The sequence below is a fragment of the Pseudomonas sp. S2_H01 genome (genome assembly GCF_054668305.1).
Genome location: NZ_CP162756.1, coordinates 1619579 through 1640988 on the forward strand (window position 1 = coordinate 1619579; position 21410 = coordinate 1640988).

Annotated in this window: 17 protein-coding genes; 11 read left to right on the top strand and 6 right to left on the bottom strand. The window is 60.3% G+C overall.

Going from position 1 to position 21410, the window contains the following annotated elements; genetic code table 11:
* Positions 1–210 precede the first annotated feature (210 nt).
* The gene (locus AB4N84_RS07160; protein ID WP_460045768.1) at positions 211–1551 is read left to right on the top strand and encodes an MATE family efflux transporter; all 1341 of its coding nucleotides are present in this window, start codon (positions 211–213) and stop codon (positions 1549–1551) included.
* Positions 1552–2371: 820 nt separating this feature from the next.
* Here AB4N84_RS07160 and AB4N84_RS07165 read toward each other — a convergent pair.
* The 6 genes from AB4N84_RS07165 to AB4N84_RS07190 form a co-directional block, all read right to left on the bottom strand.
* Complete coding sequence (locus AB4N84_RS07165) at positions 2372–3259, bottom strand: alpha/beta hydrolase (RefSeq protein ID WP_460045770.1); 888 nt, start codon at positions 3257–3259, stop codon at positions 2372–2374.
* An 83-nt stretch (positions 3260–3342) separates the two neighbouring features.
* Positions 3343–4533: a contractile injection system protein, VgrG/Pvc8 family gene (locus AB4N84_RS07170; protein ID WP_460045771.1), complete on the bottom strand. Its 1191-nt coding sequence runs from the start codon at positions 4531–4533 to the stop codon at positions 3343–3345.
* A 186-nt stretch (positions 4534–4719) separates the two neighbouring features.
* Complete coding sequence (gene speA, locus AB4N84_RS07175; RefSeq protein WP_074751998.1) at positions 4720–6633, bottom strand: arginine decarboxylase; 1914 nt, start codon at positions 6631–6633, stop codon at positions 4720–4722.
* A gap of 185 nt (positions 6634–6818) precedes the next feature.
* Positions 6819–7190, bottom strand: coding sequence for a translation initiation factor Sui1 (locus tag AB4N84_RS07180; protein WP_460045773.1), 372 nt, complete (start codon positions 7188–7190; stop codon positions 6819–6821).
* 164 nt (positions 7191–7354) lie between these two features.
* A complete protein-coding gene (locus AB4N84_RS07185) occupies positions 7355–7900 on the bottom strand; it encodes an NUDIX hydrolase (RefSeq protein WP_460045774.1) in 546 nt (181 codons plus the stop codon).
* A gap of 3 nt (positions 7901–7903) precedes the next feature.
* On the bottom strand, positions 7904–8998 hold the full coding sequence (locus tag AB4N84_RS07190) for a DUF2333 family protein (protein WP_074751994.1): 1095 nt from the start codon (positions 8996–8998) through the stop codon (positions 7904–7906).
* Between the two features lie 384 nt (positions 8999–9382).
* On the opposite strand from AB4N84_RS07190, the gene AB4N84_RS07195 reads away from it, so the two are divergent.
* From AB4N84_RS07195 to purH, 10 genes are all read left to right on the top strand, one after another.
* Positions 9383–11041: a response regulator gene (locus AB4N84_RS07195; RefSeq protein WP_074751992.1), complete on the top strand. Its 1659-nt coding sequence runs from the start codon at positions 9383–9385 to the stop codon at positions 11039–11041.
* Between the two features lie 248 nt (positions 11042–11289).
* A complete protein-coding gene (locus AB4N84_RS07200) occupies positions 11290–13080 on the top strand; it encodes a protein-disulfide reductase DsbD (RefSeq protein WP_460045775.1) in 1791 nt (596 codons plus the stop codon).
* Positions 13081–13250: 170 nt separating this feature from the next.
* Entirely contained in the window at positions 13251–13703 is a 453-nt protein-coding gene (aroQ, locus tag AB4N84_RS07205) for a type II 3-dehydroquinate dehydratase (protein WP_074751988.1), read from the top strand.
* A gap of 80 nt (positions 13704–13783) precedes the next feature.
* Complete coding sequence (gene accB / locus AB4N84_RS07210; protein WP_074751986.1) at positions 13784–14242, top strand: acetyl-CoA carboxylase biotin carboxyl carrier protein; 459 nt, start codon at positions 13784–13786, stop codon at positions 14240–14242.
* 17 nt (positions 14243–14259) lie between these two features.
* Positions 14260–15624, top strand: coding sequence for an acetyl-CoA carboxylase biotin carboxylase subunit (gene accC, locus AB4N84_RS07215; RefSeq protein ID WP_074751984.1), 1365 nt, complete (start codon positions 14260–14262; stop codon positions 15622–15624).
* A 136-nt stretch (positions 15625–15760) separates the two neighbouring features.
* Positions 15761–16639 carry a 50S ribosomal protein L11 methyltransferase gene (prmA, locus tag AB4N84_RS07220; protein ID WP_074751982.1) on the top strand — a complete coding sequence of 293 codons (879 nt, stop codon included), beginning with the start codon at positions 15761–15763 and terminating at the stop codon, positions 16637–16639.
* Positions 16640–16687: 48 nt separating this feature from the next.
* A complete protein-coding gene (locus AB4N84_RS07225; RefSeq protein WP_460045776.1) occupies positions 16688–18070 on the top strand; it encodes a DUF3426 domain-containing protein in 1383 nt (460 codons plus the stop codon).
* A 294-nt stretch (positions 18071–18364) separates the two neighbouring features.
* Positions 18365–19378: a tRNA dihydrouridine synthase DusB gene (gene dusB / locus AB4N84_RS07230; protein ID WP_460045777.1), complete on the top strand. Its 1014-nt coding sequence runs from the start codon at positions 18365–18367 to the stop codon at positions 19376–19378.
* A complete protein-coding gene (gene fis, locus AB4N84_RS07235; RefSeq protein ID WP_007907419.1) occupies positions 19375–19695 on the top strand; it encodes a DNA-binding transcriptional regulator Fis in 321 nt (106 codons plus the stop codon). The genes dusB and fis overlap by 4 nt, the downstream gene beginning before the upstream one ends.
* An 81-nt stretch (positions 19696–19776) precedes the next feature.
* A complete protein-coding gene (purH, locus tag AB4N84_RS07240; RefSeq protein ID WP_460045779.1) occupies positions 19777–21384 on the top strand; it encodes a bifunctional phosphoribosylaminoimidazolecarboxamide formyltransferase/IMP cyclohydrolase in 1608 nt (535 codons plus the stop codon).
* Positions 21385–21410 lie beyond the last annotated feature (26 nt).

Genomic DNA, 21410 nt, shown 5'->3' on the forward strand with positions numbered 1-21410 from the left:
TGTTCGCAAGGTCAGCCGGCCCGATCAATCACCCCGACATACCCGAATCGGCAGGCGCCGGCTTGCTGGCGAACGCGGTTTGTCAGCCGATAGTTTCGTCACTGATCTGCCGGATTCGCCAGCAAGGCGGCGCCTACAGTCGACCTGCGCTGAAGCCGGTATCCCGCTACAATGCCGCCCTTCCCATGCCCTCCATTCCCCAGAGTGTTCATGTCTAATTTCCTCACTGACTGGCGTCAGCGCGTCACCCATCGACAGGTGTGGGCGCTGGCGGCGCCGATGATTCTGTCGAACATTTCCGTGCCGCTGGTTTCCCTGGTGGACAGCACAGTCATCGGTCACCTCCCTCACGCTCATCAGTTGGGCGCGGTCGCAGTGGGCGGCACGCTGTACAGCTTTCTGGCATGGGCCATGAGCTTTCTGCGCATGGGTACCACGGGGTTTGCCGCTCAGGCGGCAGGACGCAACGACGGCGCGGCGTTGCGTCAGGTGCTGTTGCAGGGATTGTTGCTGGCCATGGGTTTCGCCGTGCTGCTGGGGTTGATCGGCCTGCCGTTCCAGCACCTGGCGCTGCAAATGATGCAACCTTCGCCCGACCTCAACGACCTCACCCGCGACTTTTTCCACACGCGGCTGTTCGGTCTTCCGGCGGCGTTGGCCAGCTATGCGCTGGTCGGCTGGTTCCTGGGGCTGCAAAACGCGCGCGCACCGCTGGCCATTCTGCTGACCACCAACCTGGTGAACATTGCGCTGAATCTGTGGTTCGTGATCGGTTTGGAATGGGGCGTCGTCGGCAGTGCGCGGGCTTCTGTCCTGGCCGAATGGATCGGTGCTCTGCTGGGGCTGGCACTGACCCACAAAGGGCTGCGCGATTATCCGGGACACCTGGCGGTGGGACTGCTCAAACGCTGGCAGAGCTGGCGCCCCTTGCTGGCCGTCAATCGCGACATCTTCATACGTAGCCTGGTGCTGCAATCGGTGTTCTTCCTGATCACTGTGCAAGGCGCGCGACTGGGCGATGCCACCGTGGCGGCCAACGCGTTGCTGCTGAACGGCCTGTTGCTTACGGCCAACGCGCTCGATGGGCTAGCTCATGCCGTGGAAGCGCTGTGTGGCCATGCGATCGGCGCACGCGATCGCGATGCCTTGCGTCGCTCGCTTAATGTGGCCGGTGGCTGGTCATTGATCTGCAGCGTGGCGTTTGCCGTGCTGTTCCTGTTCGCAGGGCATCTGTTTGTCGAGATGCAGACCAACATTCAGCCGGTCCGCGACATCGCGTTTGTCTATCTGCCGTATCTGGCGGTGCTGCCGCTGGTCGCGGTATGGAGTTACCTGCTCGACGGCCTGTTCATCGGCGCCACCCGAGCCCGCGAAATGCGCAATGCCATGGTGATCACCGCCCTGCTCACGGCACCCTTCGCATGGCTGGCCAGCAGTTTCGGCAACCATGGGCTTTGGGTGGTTTTCCTCTTGTTCATGGCGCTGCGTGCCGTAACGCTGGGGCACCTCGCCCGACGGTTGAATCGCACGGGTGGGTGGTTCAGCCAGTAGCAATCCGGCCATTTCCACATTAGGTGACAACGTGCATTGGCCTGCCTCTGGCCGGAGGCCACGGGAGATTCTATGGTTGTCCGTTTATTGAGGGTCGCAAAGCCTGACAGGCTGCGCCACATCCCGGATGACGCAGAGCGTCATTGAATGGGTTACCACGCGGAGCGTGGGAACCATCAGCTTGCTGGTGATGGGAGTGAGCCAGTTTCATCAAGGGTGAATGACCCACCGCATTCGTCAGCAAGCTAACTCCCACCAGTTTGATGTTTGGCCAGTGAGAATTTAGTGAGCCGACAAGCGCAAAGCACGCTCTGGCTTTTGATCTTCATACCGCAGCAGCCCAGACACCACAAAACGCGACTTGGGTGCAGGCTGAACGCAGGCGGCGTGGAGTGGGCCGAGCGGCATGGATGCCGCGAGAGCGCTGCCAGGACATGGATGTCCGTTCAGCGCGGGCCCACGGAGCGTCGCCGGAGAGAAGGAACTCCGACGAAGGAGGAGCCCAACCAGGAGCAGACCCTTGGTTACTTGGGGTCTTTTCAAGTAACCCGCCGAAGGCGGAACAGTTTGGCCGTTAGGACAAACCAAACCCCAAATAGAGGAAATGCACACCGTACAAGCGAGCTTGCTGCGCGCCGCGTTCGGATGAATTCAGCGGGTCAGTAATATCGAGACTGAATGACACACCGCATTCGCTGCCCTCGTAACCTCGGACGTCTCCTACAGAGACAGCGTCGCTGACAAGCTTGAGGTCATCCCTCCAATCTGTGTCCAAGCCAGTTTCAAGTTTTCGTAGCACGGGAACATTTTGGTACCGACGCTACAAGTCATGTGCTGCCACCCGCGCCTGATCCTGCGCATGAATGAAGCTCACCACTTCATCCAGCACCGGTGCCAGGCTGCGCATTGGCCGGGACAGCGAGGCCACCAGCGTCGCGTGACCGGGTTTCGAAAAATACAGTTCACGCACCGACACGCCTTTTTCACGTAACCGTCGGGCCATGCCACCTGTGTTGCGTTGCGGGTTGACCAGGGTGTCGTCCGTGGCCGCGATCAACAGCGCGGGTGGCGAGGCGGCACTGACGTGGTTGATCGGTTGTGAATCAGGCGGTGAGTTCGGAAAGAAGAACACCGGCTTCACGTCCGGGTTTTCGATGGGCAGAAAGTCATACGGGCCGGCAAGGCCGATCCAGCCACGCAGCATCGAGGGTTTCATGCCGACACTGGCCAGCCACTTGGGATCGAGCGCCAGCATCGCGGCGTTGTACCCGCCCGCGCTGTGCCCCATCACGTAAAGCCGCGATGCATCGCCGCCATACTGGCCTATGTGTTCACGGGTCCAACCCACCGCTCGCGCACTGTCCTCCAAAAACCCTTGGTAATGCACCTGCGGATAAAGCCGGTAATCGGCCAGCACCGCAACGATCCCACGGGACGCCAGCGCTTCGCCGACGAAACGGTAGTCGCTGCGCGACCCGCTGTTCCAGCTGCCGCCGTAGAAGAACACCACCACCGGCGCATCGTCTGCCGCGTGGGTCGGGGTGTAAACGTCCAGCTTGTTACGCGGATCGCTGCCGTAGCTGATGTCTGCCACCCTGCTGAAGGTGCTCCCCGGCGTTAAGGCATTGAGCACCTTCAACGGCGAACACCCCACCAACAGGCCCAGCAGACCACCGACAAAAACCCATTTCAGTGCTGCTCTGATCATCGCGCGTCCTCTTGGCCACGGTCAGGACAGTCATGGCCGCTTAGCGATACGACTCCCCGCCAGCAGAATAGTTGAATGCGCGTTCAAGCCCCCTTTCCTGCTCCCTCACCTTCCGCATCAGCGGCGGAGGACAACACAACCCTTGAGCCCGTCAGCGTCAGGGTGTCGGCATCGAGGGTGAGCTGGCTCGAACCCACCTGGAACTGCACTTCGTTGTTCTCGGCCAGCTGCACGGTCAACTCATCATCAATCGAGAACTGCTGTGAGTCGCCCAGAAACGCACACCGGTCGACGCGTGCCGTGATTCCTCCAGGAGGCGCGCTGGCGGGCGCTCCCTGCACGAGAGGATTGATGTCGGGGTCCCATAGCCTGTGAGTGACAAACGGATCATCCGGGTTGTCGTCACGAAAACTCACCATGACTTCCATCCCGCCCCACCATGGATCATCGATGCTCCGAAGGGCCGGATCCACGGGAATCCAGCATTCGTTGAAGCGTGCACCGTCGCCTTGATTACCCCATTCAAAGCGGACCTTGAGTCGCTCCCTCGCATCGAGCATGACCGGCTCGAACAGCCTGCCGACGACACACGCCCGCTGCACGCTCGAACGCGGAGGCATCGTTCGTGCCTGCTCACCCTGACTGTCGTCTGCCACCGCGTCTGCCGGGGGCAGCGAGACGGCGGCGATGTCAGGCGTGTCGGTAAACACCACCACATGCCGATTGCGTGTGTGCTCGAAGTGATAGTGCACGTTTTCCTCGTCGCACAACCGTTGCACCAGCTGCAGATCGCTCTCGCTGTACTGAGCACAATAATCGCGAACCTGACACGGTTGTTTGCGCTGCCACAGGTAAGCGGTGTCATCGATGCCGTGCTCGCTCAACACTTGCGTGATGATCTGCTGGGCAGTCATGTCCTGAAAGATGCGTCGGTTATGCCGATACGCCATGAGCCCCAAACGTGGGCCCAGGGTGATCAGGTAATGCCTGGGCCGCACCCGCGACAAGTCGCCGAAGACAAACTCCGTCGTACTGCGCACGATGCTCTGAATATGCCCATGAATCCCCGACGGGGCATTTTTCAGGTGCAGAAAAGCCGGACTGAACAACAACTCATGGGCATCCAGCGTGGCACCGAGAGGGACGACAACCTCCAGCTGGAAGCTGTACGGCCGGTTATAGGTTTCGCCCCCCTTGCAGGTCAGTACATCAAGCATCCGCTTGGGACGATTGAGCTCCAGAAGCAGATGGGGGGCATTGACGAACGGGTGCATGGGGCGGACGACCTCGACAGAAGATTCAGACGGGGCGGCGATTCTGGAGGAGAAGGCGCGTCAAGTAGAGGGGGTAAATGCAGAACAGGAAATGACCTACACAAGCGGACAGCAGGCCACGGACAATCTGTAGGAGAAATAAAAAACGGGCCCGTCCGGGGCCCGTTCTTTACGCGTCGGCAGTGATCAGGACGACAGGTAGGAAGACCGCGTCAGCCCCAGGCGCAGAGCGTCCAGGTACTGAGTACGCTCACGCGGACTGATCTTGGCGCTGGCAACCTTGTCCCGGTAGTGGGTCATGAGTTCTTCCGGCGACAAGTGCACGTAACGCAGCATGTCTTCGATGGTGTCGTGTGTCTCGATACCGGCCGAATAGGCGCTGCCATCGGCATTCTGGTAGATGTTCACCGAATCGGTGTCACCGAACAGGTTGTGCATGTCGCCGAGGATTTCCTGATACGCGCCGACCAGGAAGACGCCCAGCAGATAGTCTTCGCCTTCGTTCAGGGCGTGGACCGGCAGGCTGGTTTCGATGCTCTGCTCGTCGACGTACTGGTTGATCTTGCCGTCGGAGTCGCAGGTCAGGTCTTGCAGCACGGCACGACGCAGCGGCTCCTCATCCAGACGGTGCAACGGAATGATCGGCAGCACCTGATCGATCGCCCAGGTGTCTGGCAGGCTCTGGAACACCGAGAAGTTGCAGATGTACTTGTCGGCCAGCTTGTCGTTGAGCTCGTCCAGCACCTGACGGTGCGAGCGCTGACGCGCCTTCAGCGAGTTGTGCAGGCGACGGCAGACCGCGAAATAGCACTGCTCACCCAAGGCTTTCTGCGCCAGCGTGATCTTGCCATCGGAGTACTGCGAGGCGATGTCACTCATGTAGTGCGTGGCACGCCAGTAGGTTTCGGTGACCATCTCGATGTCGGTCGGCCCCAGCAGATCGATCAGCCACTGCAGGGTTTCCGGCAGGTTTTCCTTGTCGGTGATCTCCGGCACTTCATCGTTGTGACGCTCGACGTCGGTGACCTGGATCACCAGCATCGCGTGATGCGCCGTCAGCGAACGGCCGCTTTCGGAGAAGATGTGCGGATGCGGCAGACCCTGCGCATCACAGAACTCCTTGAGCATGCCGACCACAACACCGGCGTAGTCGTCCATGTCGTAGTTGATGGAGCTGGCGTTGCGCGAGTGAGTACCGTCGTAGTCGACACCCAGGCCACCACCGACGTCGATGTGATCGACCGGCAAGCCCAGATTGCGCAACTCGCCGTAGTAACGAATCGCTTCCTTGAAACCGTGCTGGTAGTCCGCCAGGTTTGCGATCTGCGAGCCCATGTGGAAGTGCAGCAGACGGATGCCCTGATCCAGGCCCGCGTTGGTGAAACGCTCGACCACCGACAACAGCTGCGCGGCGGACAGACCGAATTTGGATTTTTCGCCACCGGTGTCAGCCCACTTGCTCGACGCCAGCGACGACAGACGCACGCGCAAACCCACTTGCGGCGCGACCTTGAGCTCAGCGGCCTCTTCGATCACCAGTTCGACTTCGGATTCTTTCTCGATGACGATAAAGACGTTGTGGCCCAGCTTCTGGCCCATCAGCGCCAGACGGATGAACTCGCGGTCCTTGTAGCCGTTGCAGACGATGGTGCCGCCCTTGGGCGCCAAGGCCAGCACGGCCATCAGCTCAGGCTTGGAACCGGCTTCCAGCCCAATGGAAACGTCCTGCGTGGCAATGATGTTTTCCACCACCGCTTCTTGCTGGTTGACCTTGATCGGGTACAGCGCGGTGTATTTGCTCTGGTACTCCAGGCGCTCGATATTTTCGTCGAACGCACCGGTCAACTGACGCACGCGGTCTTGCAGGATGTCAGGGAAGCGCACCAGCAGTGGCAAGGACAAACCGCTCTTGCGCAGCTCGTCTACCTGCTCGTAAAGGTCGATGGGCGAGCTGCCCGGACCGTTGGGACGAACTTCAACGCGGCCGGCTTCGTTGATTGCAAAATAACCCGCCCCCCAATGACGAATCCCATAGACACTGCGGCTGTCTGCCACGGTCCATTGGCTGCCATCGTCTTTGCGTGTGCGTCGTACGGACATCGAAGTCCCCTATATAGAAGTCATAAAGCCCCGGCCTGACCGGCTGGGCGCAGTGTATAGAGTGGAAATGACGGTTTGGCGCCAGCTCGCTGTGGGGCAGTAGACCCGCAACGCACAGCAGAGTTTGCTTTTACAGACCAGTGCCAGACCGACAACGAAACCCAAGGCGGGTTGAACAGGACGATTCAACCGCCCGACTTTTTCGCCTTGAAGCCCTGTTTGACCAGTTCCGCGAGCAGCGTCTCGACATGATCGCCTTGAATCTCGATCACGCCGTCCTTGAGTGCACCACCGGTTCCGCAACGACGTTTGAGCGTAGTCGCCAGTTCCTTGAGTGCATCTTCGGCCAGCGGTACGCCGGTAACGGTCGTCACCGTCTTGCCGCCGCGACCTTTGCTTTCGCGGCGAACACGGGCAATGCCATCACCTTCGGGGATAACGGATTTCTTGCAGATACAGGCATCGACGGGCTGACGGCATTCGGGACAGTGCCGTCCAGCGTCGGTTGAAAATACCAGGCCACCGAGGGCGGCGAAGGATGCGGCTTTTTTGGCCACCGGCAATCCTCTTCTTGAGGACCAAAGTCTGGTCGGCGAACACCGACCGCGAAGCCCCACTCAGGCAGGGGCAGCGCTACTGAACGGCAAGGCCGTCCAGCGTGAAAAAGGTCGCGCAGTGTAACGGCAAAAAGCGTAGATGCTAAGTGCAAATATGCGCCAATTTACGGGACATTTGCGACGTTGCCCAAATAGCGCTTCAACGCGGCCAGAGAGTCCGGGCAATAAGGCTTTTCGGCGGTTTCGCGCAGCACCTGACCGACCGCTATGAAGCGCGCTTCAATCACCTCTTCAGGCTGAAGTTTCAACGGTCCGTCCCAGACCGCGGAAAACACCGCGCACCACAATCGGTTGTCAGGCTGATCGAAAAAGAACTGCTCGTGGGCAGTCAACTCGACACCGGTAACGCCGAGTTCCTCTTCCAGTTCCCGAGCGGCCGATTCGACATAACTCTCATCGGCCTGGACCATGCCGCCCGCGGCGACGTCCCAGTAACCGGGATAGATCGCCTTGCTGAGCGTGCGCCGGTGCACGCACAACTCGCCCGCCGAATTGAACAAAAGGATGTACGTGCCACGGCCGATCAGCCCGCGCTCGCGCAATTCGGCGCGAGGCAAGGAGCCCAGCAGCTGATCCTGACGATCGACCCAGGCAATGAGTTCGGCATCGGAAGCCGCGCGGTGCGCGACTTCTTTCTCAGAGACGGACATCGATCAACCCTGGGACAACAGCTGGCGCAAGTCGATGACCGCAGCGTTGGCGCGCGACAGGTAGTTGGCCATGACCAGTGAGTGGTTGGCGAACACACCGAACGGGCTGCCGTTGAGAATCACCGGGCTCCACATAGGTTCCTGCGACGCCTCCAGCTCACGAATGATCTGACGCACGCTGACGGTGGCGTTCTTTTTCGCCAACACATCAGCGAAGTCGACCTCAATGGCACGCAGCAAATGCGACAGCGCCCACGCCTGACCACGCGCCTCATAGAAGACGTTATCGATCTGCATCCATGGGGTTTCGACGATTTCTTCGTCAACCTGCGGCACTTCGCCCGGCTTCACGGTCACCGTGGACTGCGCCTCGGTTTTCAGCGTGCTGTTGAGCTTGACGCGACCCACGCTGGCAGACAGACGCTGAGACAGCGAACCCAGACGGGTGCCGACATCGCCCAGCCAGTTGTTCAGGTTGTCGGCGCGGGTGTAGAACAAGGCGCCTTTCTGATTCGGATCGGACAAGCGCGCCTGATAACGGCTCAGCGCGGCGATACCATCACGGTATTGGGACTCGCTCGAAGGCAGAATCCAGCTCTTGTTGTCGAAGTTGAACAACGGCTCGGCGCGCGCCAGATCGCCATCTTCGGCCGATTGCGATTGCGAACGGGCGAAGTCTTTGCGCAGCGCGCGGCTCAAATCACGGACCTGGACCAGCACGCCGTATTCCCAGCTTGGCGTGTTATCGAGCCAGAGACCCGGCGGGAAACGATCGTTGGAAATGTAGCCGCCCGGCTTGTCGAGCAGGGTCGATGCGACGGTCTTGAGCGTCTCGACGGTGGTGTAGCCGATCACCATCGGCTTGCCTTCACGCTCGGCGGCGGCCTGAGCCTGTTGCTGAACAGGAAACAGAGCAGGCTCGCTGCTCCACCAGATGCCCAGCACCACGGTGACGACCAGATAGATGCCGACCACGGCCCCCACGGCGCGGCTGAAGAACAGACCGCCCCAATAACCCCGAGGCGCCTTGCCTACCGGCTTCTCATCAACACGCTCACCCCCGCCCGCAGTGCCCGAGCGCTTCTTCCAATCCAGCATGGCCTTGTCCTTTCAATCGCGGAATTCAGTGCTTAGGACCGCAACCTTACAGCAAGGTGCGTTTGGCAGGAACGCGGGGGAAGGTCCATTTGCGTAATCGACAGGCCTGTGGGCGTCATGGAGCAACGGGGTGCGCAGACGCCCCCGCGCAACGTGCCCAAACGGAGGGCATCGCATCAGGCATTACCTGACTGGGCAGTCACCCAACCCCTGATCAAATTTCTGTCGAGCAATGCGACCTATCGTGTTGAAAAGATGGAAATTTGACGCCTAAAACCCAGAAAAAATGACAACAAAATGACTTGCGGTGCACTCGTCTCCTGAAACTAGTGCTAGCATAGCGCCAGCATTTGTATCAGGGTTTCCCCTATAAGTAGTCAGGACATGACCGAAGCAGAAGATCCGAGCCGCGACCGCCTCAAGCACCATTTCGCTCAGCGCGTCATTCACCAGGCACGTCAGATACTGGAGGTATGGCAGCGCCTGCAGCAGAGCGAATGGTCGGTTGCCGATATGGAGGAACTCAGTGAGGCCAATCAGCGGTTGCTGCGTTTCGCCGAGCGCTTCGAACAGGCCGAGCATGCCCAACTGGCGCGCGGCATCAGTCAGTCCCTGCAGGAAGTGGAAGCCAACCGGGGTCGCTTGAGCAGCGCGTTGATCACTGATCTCAACCGCCTGATGCAGCGCCTGTCGCGCACCGGCTTGCGCCATGGCGATCGGCTGGAACACACCGCACTGCCGCCGCTGCGCAAACCCATCTACGTGATGCTTCAGGATCATGAGCGTGGGGAGCGATTGGCCAAGCAACTGGAATTCTTCGGATTGAGTGCGCAGTCGCTCGACAGCATTCAGGCGTTTCACGCGACGCTGGCCGAGCGGTTGCCGGCTGCGGTAGTGATGGACGTGGATTTTGGCGGCGTCGGCGAGGGGCTGAAACTGGCGGCCAAGATGCAGGAAGGCCTGGAGCAGAAGCTGCCGCTGCTGTTCTTCAGTCATCAGGAAACGGACACGCCCACGCGGCTGGCCGCCGTGCGCGCTGGCGGCGAAGAGTTCCTGACCGGCACGCTGGAGGCCTCCAGCCTGCTGGAGAAGATCGAGATTCTCACGCGGGTCGCACAATACGAACCGTATAAAGTGCTGATCATCGACGACTCGCGCGCGCAGGCCACGCACACCGAGCGTTTGCTCAACAGCGCAGGCATCGTCACGCGAACACTGTTCGATCCGATCAAGACCATGGCCGAGCTGGCGGACTTTCAGCCGGACCTGATCATTCTCGACATGTACATGCCAGGCTGCACCGGCACCGAGCTGGCGAAGGTGATTCGCCACAACGACCGTTACGTCAGCGTGCCGATCATCTACCTCTCGGCCGAAGACGACCTGGATAAACAGCTGGACGCGATGAGCGAAGGCGGCGACGACTTCCTCACCAAGCCGATCAAGCCACGGCACCTGATCACCACCGTGCGCAACCGTGCCGCACGAGCGCGCAACCTCAAGGCGCGCATGGTCCGCGACAGCCTCACCGGGCTTTATAACCACACGCACATTCTGCAATTGCTCGAAGATTGCAGTTTCCGCGCACGTCGCGAGAACAAGCCGCTGAGCTTTGCGATGCTGGACATCGACCACTTCAAGAAGGTCAACGACGGCCACGGTCACCCCATGGGCGACCGGGTGATCAAGAGCCTGGCGTTGTTTCTGAAACAGCGCCTGCGCAAGACCGACTACATCGGGCGTTACGGCGGTGAAGAGTTTGCGGTGGTCATGCCCGACACCGACCTGAAATCGGCCTACGGGGTGCTCGACGAAATCCGTCGGCGCTTCGCCGAGATACATTACCCGGCACAACCGACCGATCTGTTCTGCACGTTCAGCGCCGGTGTGGTCGAGCTGGGCGAACACGACGATGCGCTCATGATGGCATCACAGGCAGACGATGCGCTGTACCGTGCGAAGAAGGCCGGGCGTAATCAGGTGCATACGTTGCGAGACGAGATGATGCAGGCGAAGAAGCACCCGACCATGGACATCAGCTAGTCCAGGCCTGCGCTCGACCTGACACTGCGACGGTGACTGATCGATCGTTTTCGCGGGCAAGCGCGCTCCTACAGTGGACTGCGTGTGCTGCTGACCAGAATCACTACCCGTCCCTGTAGGAGCGCGCTTGCCCGCGATGCGTGCGACCCAACGCCCAGACCGTACTGACACGCTTCCTTCTCCCCGCCACCCTGCACCTGCGCAAACACTCCGCTATCATGCGCGGACCTTTGTGATGCGAGACCGCCATGCGCCGCCTGCTTTGTCTGTTACTGCTGACCTTCGCCCTGCCCGCCTTCAGCGCGAGCCTGCTGGACAGCCGGCCCGCTTCCACACTGGGCGGTGCAGCCATCGACAACAGCAAGGATTTCCTGCCGGTTCGTCAGGCCTTTCAACTGAACCTGATCGACACCTCGCCCGAGTCGATCAAATTGCAGTTCGTCGCCACCGAAGGCTATTACCTGTACCGCCATCGCTTCCAGTTTCGGACCGAGCCTGCCGATATCGGCCTGGGCGCAGCGCAACTGCCCGATGGCGAAAAGAAGCACGACGAGTACTTCGGCGACGTGGAGGTCTATCACGGCATTCTGGATGTCAGCCTTCCCCGCAAAGCCGGCGACACCCGTCCCTTCACGCTGGTGGTGACCTATCAGGGCTGCGCGGACAAAGGCCTGTGCTATCCGCCTGAAACCGAGCGATTGAGCATCGGCGGTGCCGCGCCTTCGAAGGCAGATGCGCCCCTCACGACAGGCCAAAACAAAACACCGTTCAGCTGGAAACAATTGGCGCTGTTCTTCCTCGCAGGCGTCGGACTGACCTTCACACCTTGCGTGCTGCCCATGCTGCCGATCCTTTCCGGCGTGGTGCTGCGAGGTCAGATTGGCGGGTTGCGCGGCTTCTCTCTGTCGCTGGCGTATGTGCTGCCGATGGCGATCTGTTTCGCGATGCTCGGTGCGCTGATGGGCCTGTTCGGCGCCAGCCTCAATTTGCAGGCGCGCCTTCAATCGGCCTGGGTGCTGGTTCCGTTTTCACTGTTCTTCGTGGTGTTCGCCATCGCCATGTTCGGCGCCTTCGAGCTGCGTCTGCCCTGTGCACTCAACGACCGGCTCGACCGCATCGCGGGCAATACCCAAGGCGGCTCGTTGTGGGGTGCCGCTGTGCTGGGCGTGGTTTCAAGCCTGCTGGTTTCGCCTTGCGTTTCCGCGCCCCTGGCCGGCGCGCTGCTTTATATCAGCGCCAGCGGCGATGCACTGGGGGGCGCCCTGAAATTGTTTGCCCTGGGTCTGGGCATGGGCGCGCCGCTGGTCGTCGTGGCCACTGGCGGTGCCGCGTGGCTGCCGAAAAGCGGCCCTTGGCTGGTGACGGTCAAGAACGCCATCGGTGTCTTGCTGCTGGCGCTGGCAATCGGATTGCTCAGCCGCGTCATTCCGGGCCAGGCCACGCTAGTGCTGATCGGCCTGCTGTGGGCCGGCGTCGCGGTGTTTCTCGGCGCACTGGAATTTACCGAGAAGACCACCCGCGGTCGCCTTGCCCAACTGCTCGGCTTGTTTCTCTTGGTCTACGCTCTCTCCTGCTGGTACGGCGCGCTGAGCGGACAGACGGACCCGTTACGACCGCTGGGCCGCGCACAGGTCGCGCAGATCGCCGGTGAAAGCGCGGCGAGAACGGGAGATGAATGGCAGACCGTGACACAGGTGAACGAGTTGAACCGCATCCTCGCGGAATCGAAAAGCGCCGAAAAACCGGTGCTGGTCGACTGGTATGCGGACTGGTGCATCAGTTGCAAGGTCATCGAGCATGAAGTACTGCCCAATCCGAAAATTGTCAGCCAGCTCAAGGGGTTTCGTTTGATTCGCTTCGACATGACCGACAGCAGCCCCGAGCAGCGTGCATTGCTGGATCGTTACAAATTGTTTGGTCCGCCGGCTTTACTGTTTTTCGGAAAAGACGGGAACGAGCTGACAAATGCGCGTGTCGTCGGCGAAATCGACGTTGAAGGCTTCTCAGAGCGGCTTTCTAGAGCAAATGACCAAATTTAGTCTCTGAGTCACAAACTTTGCGCGAACATCGGACATCGTGCTGAGTACTGTCGGTAACTGGACAGTCCATTGCGGTTTCCGGCATAGTCGCTGCGCTTCAACGGTTTGCACCTGCAATCTGCCTCGCACTCGCGGCGAGCGTCGACAACGCATACAACAAGGAACACACGATGGCGACTTTTCTGGTTCTTCACGGACCTAACCTGAACCTGCTGGGCACCCGCGAACCGGGGATCTATGGCTCGATCACGTTGGCCGATATCAACCAGGACCTGGAAAAGCGTGCGCGCGAAGCCGGCCACCATCTGATGTACCTGCAAAGCAACGCCGAGTACGAATTGATTGATCGCATTCACGCTGCGCGCGATGAAGGCGTGGACTTCATCCTGATCAATCCGGCTGCTTTTACTCACACAAGTGTCGCAATACGTGACGCATTGCTGGGAGTGAGCATCCCATTCATCGAAGTGCACCTCTCGAACGTGCACAAGCGCGAACCTTTCCGCCATCACTCCTACTTTTCAGATGTTGCTGTAGGCGTGATCTGCGGCCTTGGCGCCAGCGGTTACCGACTGGCCCTGGAGGCTGCCCTGGAACAACTGGCCACCCGTTCGAAGGCGTGAGCGGCGCAGTTTCGCACTGAGCCACACAGCCTGAACCGGCTACCGAATACCCCTGACCGTCCCTTGGGAGTTGATGATTAATGGATATCCGTAAAGTCAAGAAACTGATCGAACTGCTGGAAGAGTCTGGCATCGACGAATTGGAAATCCGTGAAGGCGAAGAGTCCGTACGAATCAGCCGTCACAGCAAGACTCCAGCACAGCAGTACTACGCGCCGGCTCCGGTTGCCGCGCCTGCAGCACCTGCTCCAGCCGCCGCGCCCGTCGCTGCTGTTGCCGAAGCGCCAGCCGCCGCAAAACTGAACGGCACCGTTGCCCGTTCGCCAATGGTCGGCACCTTCTACCGCAAAGCTTCGCCTACCTCGCCAGCCTTCGCTGAAGTCGGCCAGACCGTGAAGAAAGGCGACACCCTCTGCATCGTCGAAGCGATGAAAATGATGAACCACATCGAAGCCGAAACCAGCGGCGTGATCGAGTCCATCCTCGTCGAAGACGGCCAGCCGGTTGAGTATGACCAGCCGCTGTTCACCATCGTTTGAACCGCGGAGAGCCAACGATGTTGAAACCTGCGAAGTTGGAAAAAGTTCTGATCGCCAACCGCGGTGAAATTGCCCTGCGGATCCTGCGTGCCTGCAAAGAGCTGGGCATCAAGACCGTCGCCGTTTACTCCAAGGCTGACAAGGACCTGATGCACCTGGGTCTGGCCGACGAATCCGTCTGCATCGGTCCGGCATCGGCTGCTCAGTCCTACCTGCACATCCCGGCGATCATCGCGGCGGCCGAAGTCACCGGCGCCACGGCGATCCACCCTGGCTACGGCTTTTTGGCGGAAAACGCCGATTTCGCCGAGCAGGTCGAAAAGTCCGGTTTTGCTTTTATCGGCCCGAAAGCTGACACCATTCGCCTGATGGGCGACAAGGTGTCGGCCAAGGACGCCATGATCAAGGCGAACGTTCCGACGGTTCCAGGCTCCGACGGCCCGCTGCCGGAAGACGAAGAAGAAGCGCTGCGTATTGGCCGCCAGGTCGGTTACCCGGTGATCATCAAAGCCGCTGGCGGCGGTGGTGGTCGTGGCATGCGCGTGGTTCACAAGGAAGAGGATCTGATCTCCTCGGCCAAACTGACCCGCAGCGAAGCCGGCGCAGCCTTCGGCAACCCGATGGTCTATCTGGAGAAGTTCCTGACCAACCCACGTCACGTGGAAGTACAGGTACTGTCCGACGGCCAGGGTCACGCTATCCACTTGGGCGACCGTGACTGCTCGCTGCAACGCCGCCACCAGAAGGTGCTTGAAGAAGCGCCGGCACCGGGTATCGACGAAAAAGCCCGCGCAGAAGTGCTGGCTCGTTGCGTCAAGGCCTGCATCGACATCGGTTACCGCGGTGCCGGTACGTTCGAATTCCTGTACGAAAACGGCGCGTTCTATTTCATCGAAATGAACACCCGCGTTCAGGTTGAGCACCCGGTTTCGGAAATGGTCACCGGCATCGACATCGTCAAGGAGATGCTGAGCATCGCCGCTGGCAATGTGTTGTCGTACACCCAGGACGACGTGAAGATCCACGGTCACGCCCTTGAGTGCCGGATCAACGCCGAAGACCCGAAAACCTTCATGCCGAGCCCGGGCACGGTCAAGCATTTCCACGCACCAGGCGGCAACGGCGTTCGCGTCGATTCGCACCTGTACAGCGGTTATGCGGTTCCACCGAACTACGACTCGCTGATCGGCAAGCTGATCACCTGGGGCAAGGACCGCGATGAAGCCATGGCTCGCATGCGCAATGCCCTGGACGAAATCGTGGTTGACGGGATCAAGACCAACATCCCGCTGCATCGTGATCTGACCCGCGATGAAGGCTTCTGCAAAGGCGGCGTCAACATTCACTACCTGGAACACAAACTGGCCGGTGAGAAACACTGATCCGCCCATAGAGTGCTACAGACCAACAAAGCCGCTTTCGAGCGGCTTTGTTGTTTCTCCCCGAACCCCGTAAACTTGCGGGTCTTTCGTGGCATTACGCCGCCTGTCCCTTTTTTCAATTCGAAGGTAATCCGCCATGCCTTGGCTGCAAGTCCGTCTCGCCATCAGCCCAGAACAAGCCGAAACCTACGAAGACGCGCTTCTTGAAGTCGGCGCCGTGTCCGTGACATTCATGGACGCTGAAGACCAGCCGATCTTCGAACCTGAACTCAACACCACGCCGCTGTGGTCGCACACTCACCTGCTGGCCCTGTTCGAGGCCGACACCGACGCCGACCTGGTGCTCGCACACCTCAAACTGCTGACCGGCACCGACCTGCCGGAGCATATGCACGAAGTGATCGAAGACCAGGACTGGGAACGCAGCTGGATGGACAACTTCCAGCCCATGCGTTTCGGCCAGCGTCTGTGGATCGTGCCAAGCTGGCACGCAGCTCCGCAACCGGATGCAGTCAACCTGCTGCTCGATCCAGGCCTGGCCTTCGGCACCGGCACTCATCCGACCACCGCCCTGTGCCTGGAATGGCTGGACGGTCAGGACTTGAGCGACTGCAACGTCCTCGACTTTGGCTGCGGCTCGGGCATCCTTGCCATTGCTGCCCTGCTGCTGGGCGCAAAACACGCAGTCGGCACCGATATCGACGTTCAGGCGCTGGAAGCCTCTCGCGACAATGCGGGGCGTAACCACGTACCGGCCGAAAAATTCCCGCTCTATCTGCCCGAAGACCTGCCCAAAGAGCCGGCCGACGTATTGGTGGCTAATATTCTCGCAGGGCCTCTGGTTTCTCTGGCACCACAGCTGGCCAGCCTGGTCAAACCCGGTGGGCGCCTTGCACTGTCCGGCATTCTTGCCGAACAAGGCGATGAAGTCGCCGCTGCCTACGCCGACACATTCGACCTGGACCCGATCGCCAACCGTGACGGTTGGGTGCGGATTACCGGTCGTCGTCGCTGATCCACTGACCACACACCTTCAGGCGCTCGCTAACCCCCGGATACCCGCATGACCGACAGTTTCGTCACCCAGTGCCCGCACTGCCAGACCAGTTTCCGCGTCAGCCACGCCCAGTTGAGCGTCGCCCGAGGCATGGTGCGTTGCGGCTCTTGCCTGCAAGTGTTCAACGCCGCGAAACAACTGTTGGAGCAACGGATCGGGGCCGCGAAAACCAGCGCGCAACCGCCTGCGCCCGCCGAAACCGCGCCGATCCCGGCGTCTGGACCGGTGGAAACACCTGCCGTCCTCGCGAGCCAATCGGTAACGGTCGCGGAGCCAGCCCCGCTGCCAGTCAAGCGGGAAACCCGTAACGTCGACATGGACAGCCTGGACCTGGACGACCTCGACGTGGAGCTCGCCCGCCTTGAACAGCGCGAGATTCAGCTGCCCGAGTCCTTCGGACGCGCCAGCCAGGCCCGAGACCACGACGAAGTCGAGTCTTTCAGCGCCCGTCGCGACGATCCCGACGTCAGCACCGAACAGTGGGACGAGGGGCTGAGCCACGAGGACGTCGACCACCTGCCGGAATTGCGCGCCGAGGTGATTGTTGAACGCGACGACCACGACGGGCTCGACGAACCGCATGTTGGCGAGGAAAGGGATCGGGACGACGACCACCGCACCGAACCCTCGCTGTCACTGAACACCGACGACATCGACGATGAACCGCCACCGGTTCATCGGCGCCATGCCGATGCCGACACCGACGAGACGCGCGCCTCCGAACGCTTTTCAGCGCTGGACGACGATGACGACCGCGATCTCGCTCACGCTCTGCAAGACGACGATGAGGACGAGCGCCCGCACGCCCACGGCAAACGCGAGCGCAGCGAACCGGCCCTGCGCGACAGGGCGTTGCTGGACCTGACGGACGACCCGCTGCAACTGGCCTGGCAAAAGCCCAAGCCGCGCTGGGGCCGCCGCGTGCTCTGGCTGCTGCTGGCGTTGATTGCGCTGAGTGCACTGGCGGGGCAGTACATCTGGTATCACTTCGACGAGCTGGCCCGTCAGGATCAATACCGTCCCTGGTTCCAGGAGCTCTGCCCACAGGTCGGCTGCAAGGTGCCGTCCAAGGTCGACATCAAGTTACTCAAAAGCAGCAACCTGGTGGTCCGCAGTCATCCCGAGTTTCAGGGCGCGCTGGTGGTCGATGCCATCATCTATAACCGTGCCTCGTTTTCTCAACCGTTCCCGCTGCTGGAGTTGCGCTTCGCCGATACCAGTGGTCAGTTGATTGCCAGTCGTCGGTTCAAGCCCGGCGAATATTTGAGCGGCGAGCTGGCTGGCAAGGACGAAATGCCGCCCCAGACGCCTATCCACATTGCGCTGGACATTCTCGACCCCGGCCCGAAGGCCGTGAATTACAGTTTGAGTTTTCGCTCGCCGGAGTAAACTCCGAGACGGGCGCGACGGATGGCGAGCGCCAGGGACCGCACTGGAATGCGGCGAAGCGGAGCTGAAAAACCGACGACAGTTTTATGACAGCGCGATCTCGAACCTAACCGTTCGCGATAAGAAAGCAACTGTTCAGATTTTATCCAATTCAGCCTTTATCCAGTCATCGAGAGCGGGTATCATGCCCACCCTTTTTCATACTCTGGGTCCTGTCTGAACCGTCGCGCCAACTTGGATTGGTGGCACTTTTCGGACCAGACCTCGTGATTCGGCCCCACAACAGGTCACCCTATGTCGGCGGTACGCATCGGCCCATACACATTGCAAAACGGCTTGATTCTCGCCCCCATGGCGGGCGTCACCGACCAGCCCTTCCGGCAGCTTTGTCGCCAACTCGGCGCCGGCCTGGTGGTGTCGGAAATGGTCACCAGTGACATGAGCCTGTGGAACAGCCGCAAATCGCGGTTACGCATGATCCACGAAGGTGATCCCGAACCCCGTTCGGTACAGATCGCCGGTGGAGATCCGCAGATGCTTGCGGATGCAGCACGCGCCAACGTCGAACTTGGCGCACAGATCATCGATATCAACATGGGCTGCCCGGCAAAGAAGGTCTGCAACAAGGCTGCTGGTTCCGCACTGTTGAAAGATGAACAGCTGGTGACCGATATCCTGCACGCGGTGGTCGCGGCAGTCGACGTCCCGGTCACCCTGAAGATTCGCACCGGCTGGGACCGGGCGAACAAAAATGGTCTGACGGTCGCCAGAATTGCCGAACAAGCCGGGATCCAGGCTTTGGCGGTACATGGTCGAACCCGCGCGGATCTCTACACCGGTGAAGCCGAGTACGACACCATCGCTGCAATAAAGCAGGCGGTGTCGATTCCGGTGTTCGCCAACGGCGACATCGATTCACCGGAAAAAGCCCGGCACGTCTTGCACGCGACCGGTGCCGATGGACTGTTGATTGGCCGGGCCGCCCAAGGGCGCCCATGGATTTTTCGCGAGATAGAACACTACCTGCGCACCGGGGAAAAACTCCCTGCGCTGGCGTTGGGTGAAGTGGAACGCATTCTGCTAGAGCATCTGGCCGCGCTTCACACGTTCTATGGCGACGTTATGGGCGTGCGGATCGCTCGTAAACACGTCGGCTGGTATCTCGCAACCTTGCCGGGCGCCAGGGAGTTTCGCGCCCATTTCAATCGTTTGGAAGATACGGAAGCACAGTGCGCCAACGTTCGGGAATTCTTTGCCGAACGCTATAAAAGCCCGGAAGCAGGGAACGAACAAGAGGTGGCCGCATGACGATGATGACAGAGACTTTAGTGAGTGGAACAACACCCGTGAGCGACAACGTCAATTTGAAACAGCACCTCAATACGCCAAGCGAAGAGGGTCAAACCCTTCGTGGAAGCGTCGAAAAGGCGCTGCACAATTATTTCGCTCACCTTGAGGGTGCTGCCGTCACTGATGTCTACAATCTGGTGCTCTCGGAAGTCGAGGCGCCGTTGCTCGAGTGCGTGATGAATTACGTCAAGGGCAACCAGACGAAGGCGTCCGAGCTGCTCGGTCTGAACCGTGGCACCTTGCGCAAGAAACTCAAGCAGTACGACCTGCTGTAAGCATCCAAAACACAAAAAGCGACCTCACTTCAATGCGGTCGCTTTTTTTGTAGAACTCATTTGCTTTTGATGGAAGTTGAGATGACCGACCAGACTACCCGCCTGCCGATCCGCCGCGCCTTGATCAGCGTTTCCGACAAGACCGGGATCCTTGAATTCGCCCGTGAACTCGAAGCCCTGGGCGTCGAGATCCTCTCCACGGGCGGCACCTTCAAGCTGCTCAAGGACAACGGCGTCGCAGCGGTAGAAGTCGCGGATTACACCGGCTTTGCAGAAATGATGGACGGTCGCGTCAAGACCCTTCACCCGAAAATCCACGGTGGCATCCTGGGCCGTCGTGGTACCGACGATGCCATCATGGCCGAGCACGGCATCAAGCCGATCGACCTGGTAGCGGTGAATCTTTATCCGTTCGAAGCCACGGTTTCCAAGCCGGGCTGCGACCTGCCGACCGCCATCGAAAACATCGACATCGGCGGCCCGACCATGGTCCGTTCGGCCGCAAAAAACCATAAAGACGTCGCTATCGTGGTCAACGCGAGCGACTACAGCCAAGTGCTGGAAAGCCTCAAGGCGGGTGGTCTGACCTACGCGCAGCGTTTCGACCTGATGCTCAAGGCGTTTGAACACACGGCCGCCTACGACGGCATGATCGCCAACTACCTGGGCAGCGTCGACCAGAGCGCCGAAACTCTGTCGACCGAAGGCCGCAGCGAATTCCCGCGCACCTTCAACACCCAGTTCATCAAGGCTCAGGAAATGCGCTACGGCGAGAACCCGCACCAGAGCGCGGCGTTCTATGTTGAAGCCAAACCCGCCGAAGTCGGCATCGCCACCGCAACCCAATTGCAGGGCAAAGAACTTTCCTACAACAACGTCGCGGACACCGACGCTGCACTGGAATGCGTGAAGAGCTTCGTCAAACCGGCCTGCGTCATCGTCAAGCACGCCAACCCGTGCGGCGTAGCGGTCAGCCCGGATGCCGAAGGCGGCATTCGTCAGGCGTACGAGCTGGCCTATGCCACCGACAGCGAGTCGGCCTTCGGCGGCATCATTGCCTTCAACCGTGAACTGGACGCCGAGACCGCCAAGGCCATCGTCGAGCGCCAGTTCGTCGAAGTGATCATTGCGCCAAGCGTCAGCGCCGAAGCCCAGGCCATCGTCGCCAGCAAAGCCAACGTTCGCTTGCTGACCAGCGGCCAGTGGGCGACTGATCGTGCAGCGGCATGGGATTACAAGCGCGTCAATGGCGGCCTGCTGGTGCAGAGCCGTGACATCGGCATGATCACCGCCGACGACCTGAAAGTCGTGACCAAACGCGCGCCGAGCGAGCAGGAAATCCATGACCTGATCTTCGCCTGGAAAGTCGCCAAATACGTTAAGTCCAACGCCATCGTCTACGCCAAGAACCGTCAGACCATCGGTGTCGGCGCCGGTCAGATGAGCCGCGTGAACTCCGCACGCATCGCGGCCATCAAGGCCGAGCATGCAGGCCTGCAGGTGCAGGGCGCGGTCATGGCGTCGGACGCGTTCTTCCCGTTCCGTGACGGCATCGACAACGCCGCCAAGGTGGGTATCACGGCAGTGATCCAGCCAGGCGGCTCGATGCGCGACAACGAAGTGATTGCAGCGGCCGACGAAGCCGGTATCGCCATGGTCTTCACGGGCATGCGCCATTTCCGTCACTGATAGATTCGACACAGACCTTGTAGGAG

Excerpts from the sequence above, each read along its gene's own strand:
- AB4N84_RS07185 (WP_460045774.1), bottom strand. The coding sequence starts at position 7,900 with ATGTCCGTCTCTGAGAAAGAAGTCGCGCACCGCGCGGCTTCCGATGCC.
- accB (WP_074751986.1), top strand. The coding sequence starts at position 13,784 with ATGGATATCCGTAAAGTCAAGAAACTGATCGAACTGCTGGAAGAGTCT.
- AB4N84_RS07190 (WP_074751994.1), bottom strand. The coding sequence starts at position 8,998 with ATGCTGGATTGGAAGAAGCGCTCGGGCACTGCGGGCGGGGGTGAGCGT.
- speA (WP_074751998.1), bottom strand. The coding sequence starts at position 6,633 with ATGTCCGTACGACGCACACGCAAAGACGATGGCAGCCAATGGACCGTG.
- AB4N84_RS07165 (WP_460045770.1), bottom strand. The coding sequence starts at position 3,259 with ATGATCAGAGCAGCACTGAAATGGGTTTTTGTCGGTGGTCTGCTGGGC.
- AB4N84_RS07200 (WP_460045775.1), top strand. The coding sequence starts at position 11,290 with ATGCGCCGCCTGCTTTGTCTGTTACTGCTGACCTTCGCCCTGCCCGCC.
- aroQ (WP_074751988.1), top strand. The coding sequence starts at position 13,251 with ATGGCGACTTTTCTGGTTCTTCACGGACCTAACCTGAACCTGCTGGGC.
- AB4N84_RS07170 (WP_460045771.1), bottom strand. The coding sequence starts at position 4,533 with ATGCACCCGTTCGTCAATGCCCCCCATCTGCTTCTGGAGCTCAATCGT.
- AB4N84_RS07195 (WP_074751992.1), top strand. The coding sequence starts at position 9,383 with ATGACCGAAGCAGAAGATCCGAGCCGCGACCGCCTCAAGCACCATTTC.
- accC (WP_074751984.1), top strand. The coding sequence starts at position 14,260 with ATGTTGAAACCTGCGAAGTTGGAAAAAGTTCTGATCGCCAACCGCGGT.
- dusB (WP_460045777.1), top strand. The coding sequence starts at position 18,365 with ATGTCGGCGGTACGCATCGGCCCATACACATTGCAAAACGGCTTGATT.
- fis (WP_007907419.1), top strand. The coding sequence starts at position 19,375 with ATGACGATGATGACAGAGACTTTAGTGAGTGGAACAACACCCGTGAGC.
- prmA (WP_074751982.1), top strand. The coding sequence starts at position 15,761 with ATGCCTTGGCTGCAAGTCCGTCTCGCCATCAGCCCAGAACAAGCCGAA.
- AB4N84_RS07225 (WP_460045776.1), top strand. The coding sequence starts at position 16,688 with ATGACCGACAGTTTCGTCACCCAGTGCCCGCACTGCCAGACCAGTTTC.
- purH (WP_460045779.1), top strand. The coding sequence starts at position 19,777 with ATGACCGACCAGACTACCCGCCTGCCGATCCGCCGCGCCTTGATCAGC.
- AB4N84_RS07160 (WP_460045768.1), top strand. The coding sequence starts at position 211 with ATGTCTAATTTCCTCACTGACTGGCGTCAGCGCGTCACCCATCGACAG.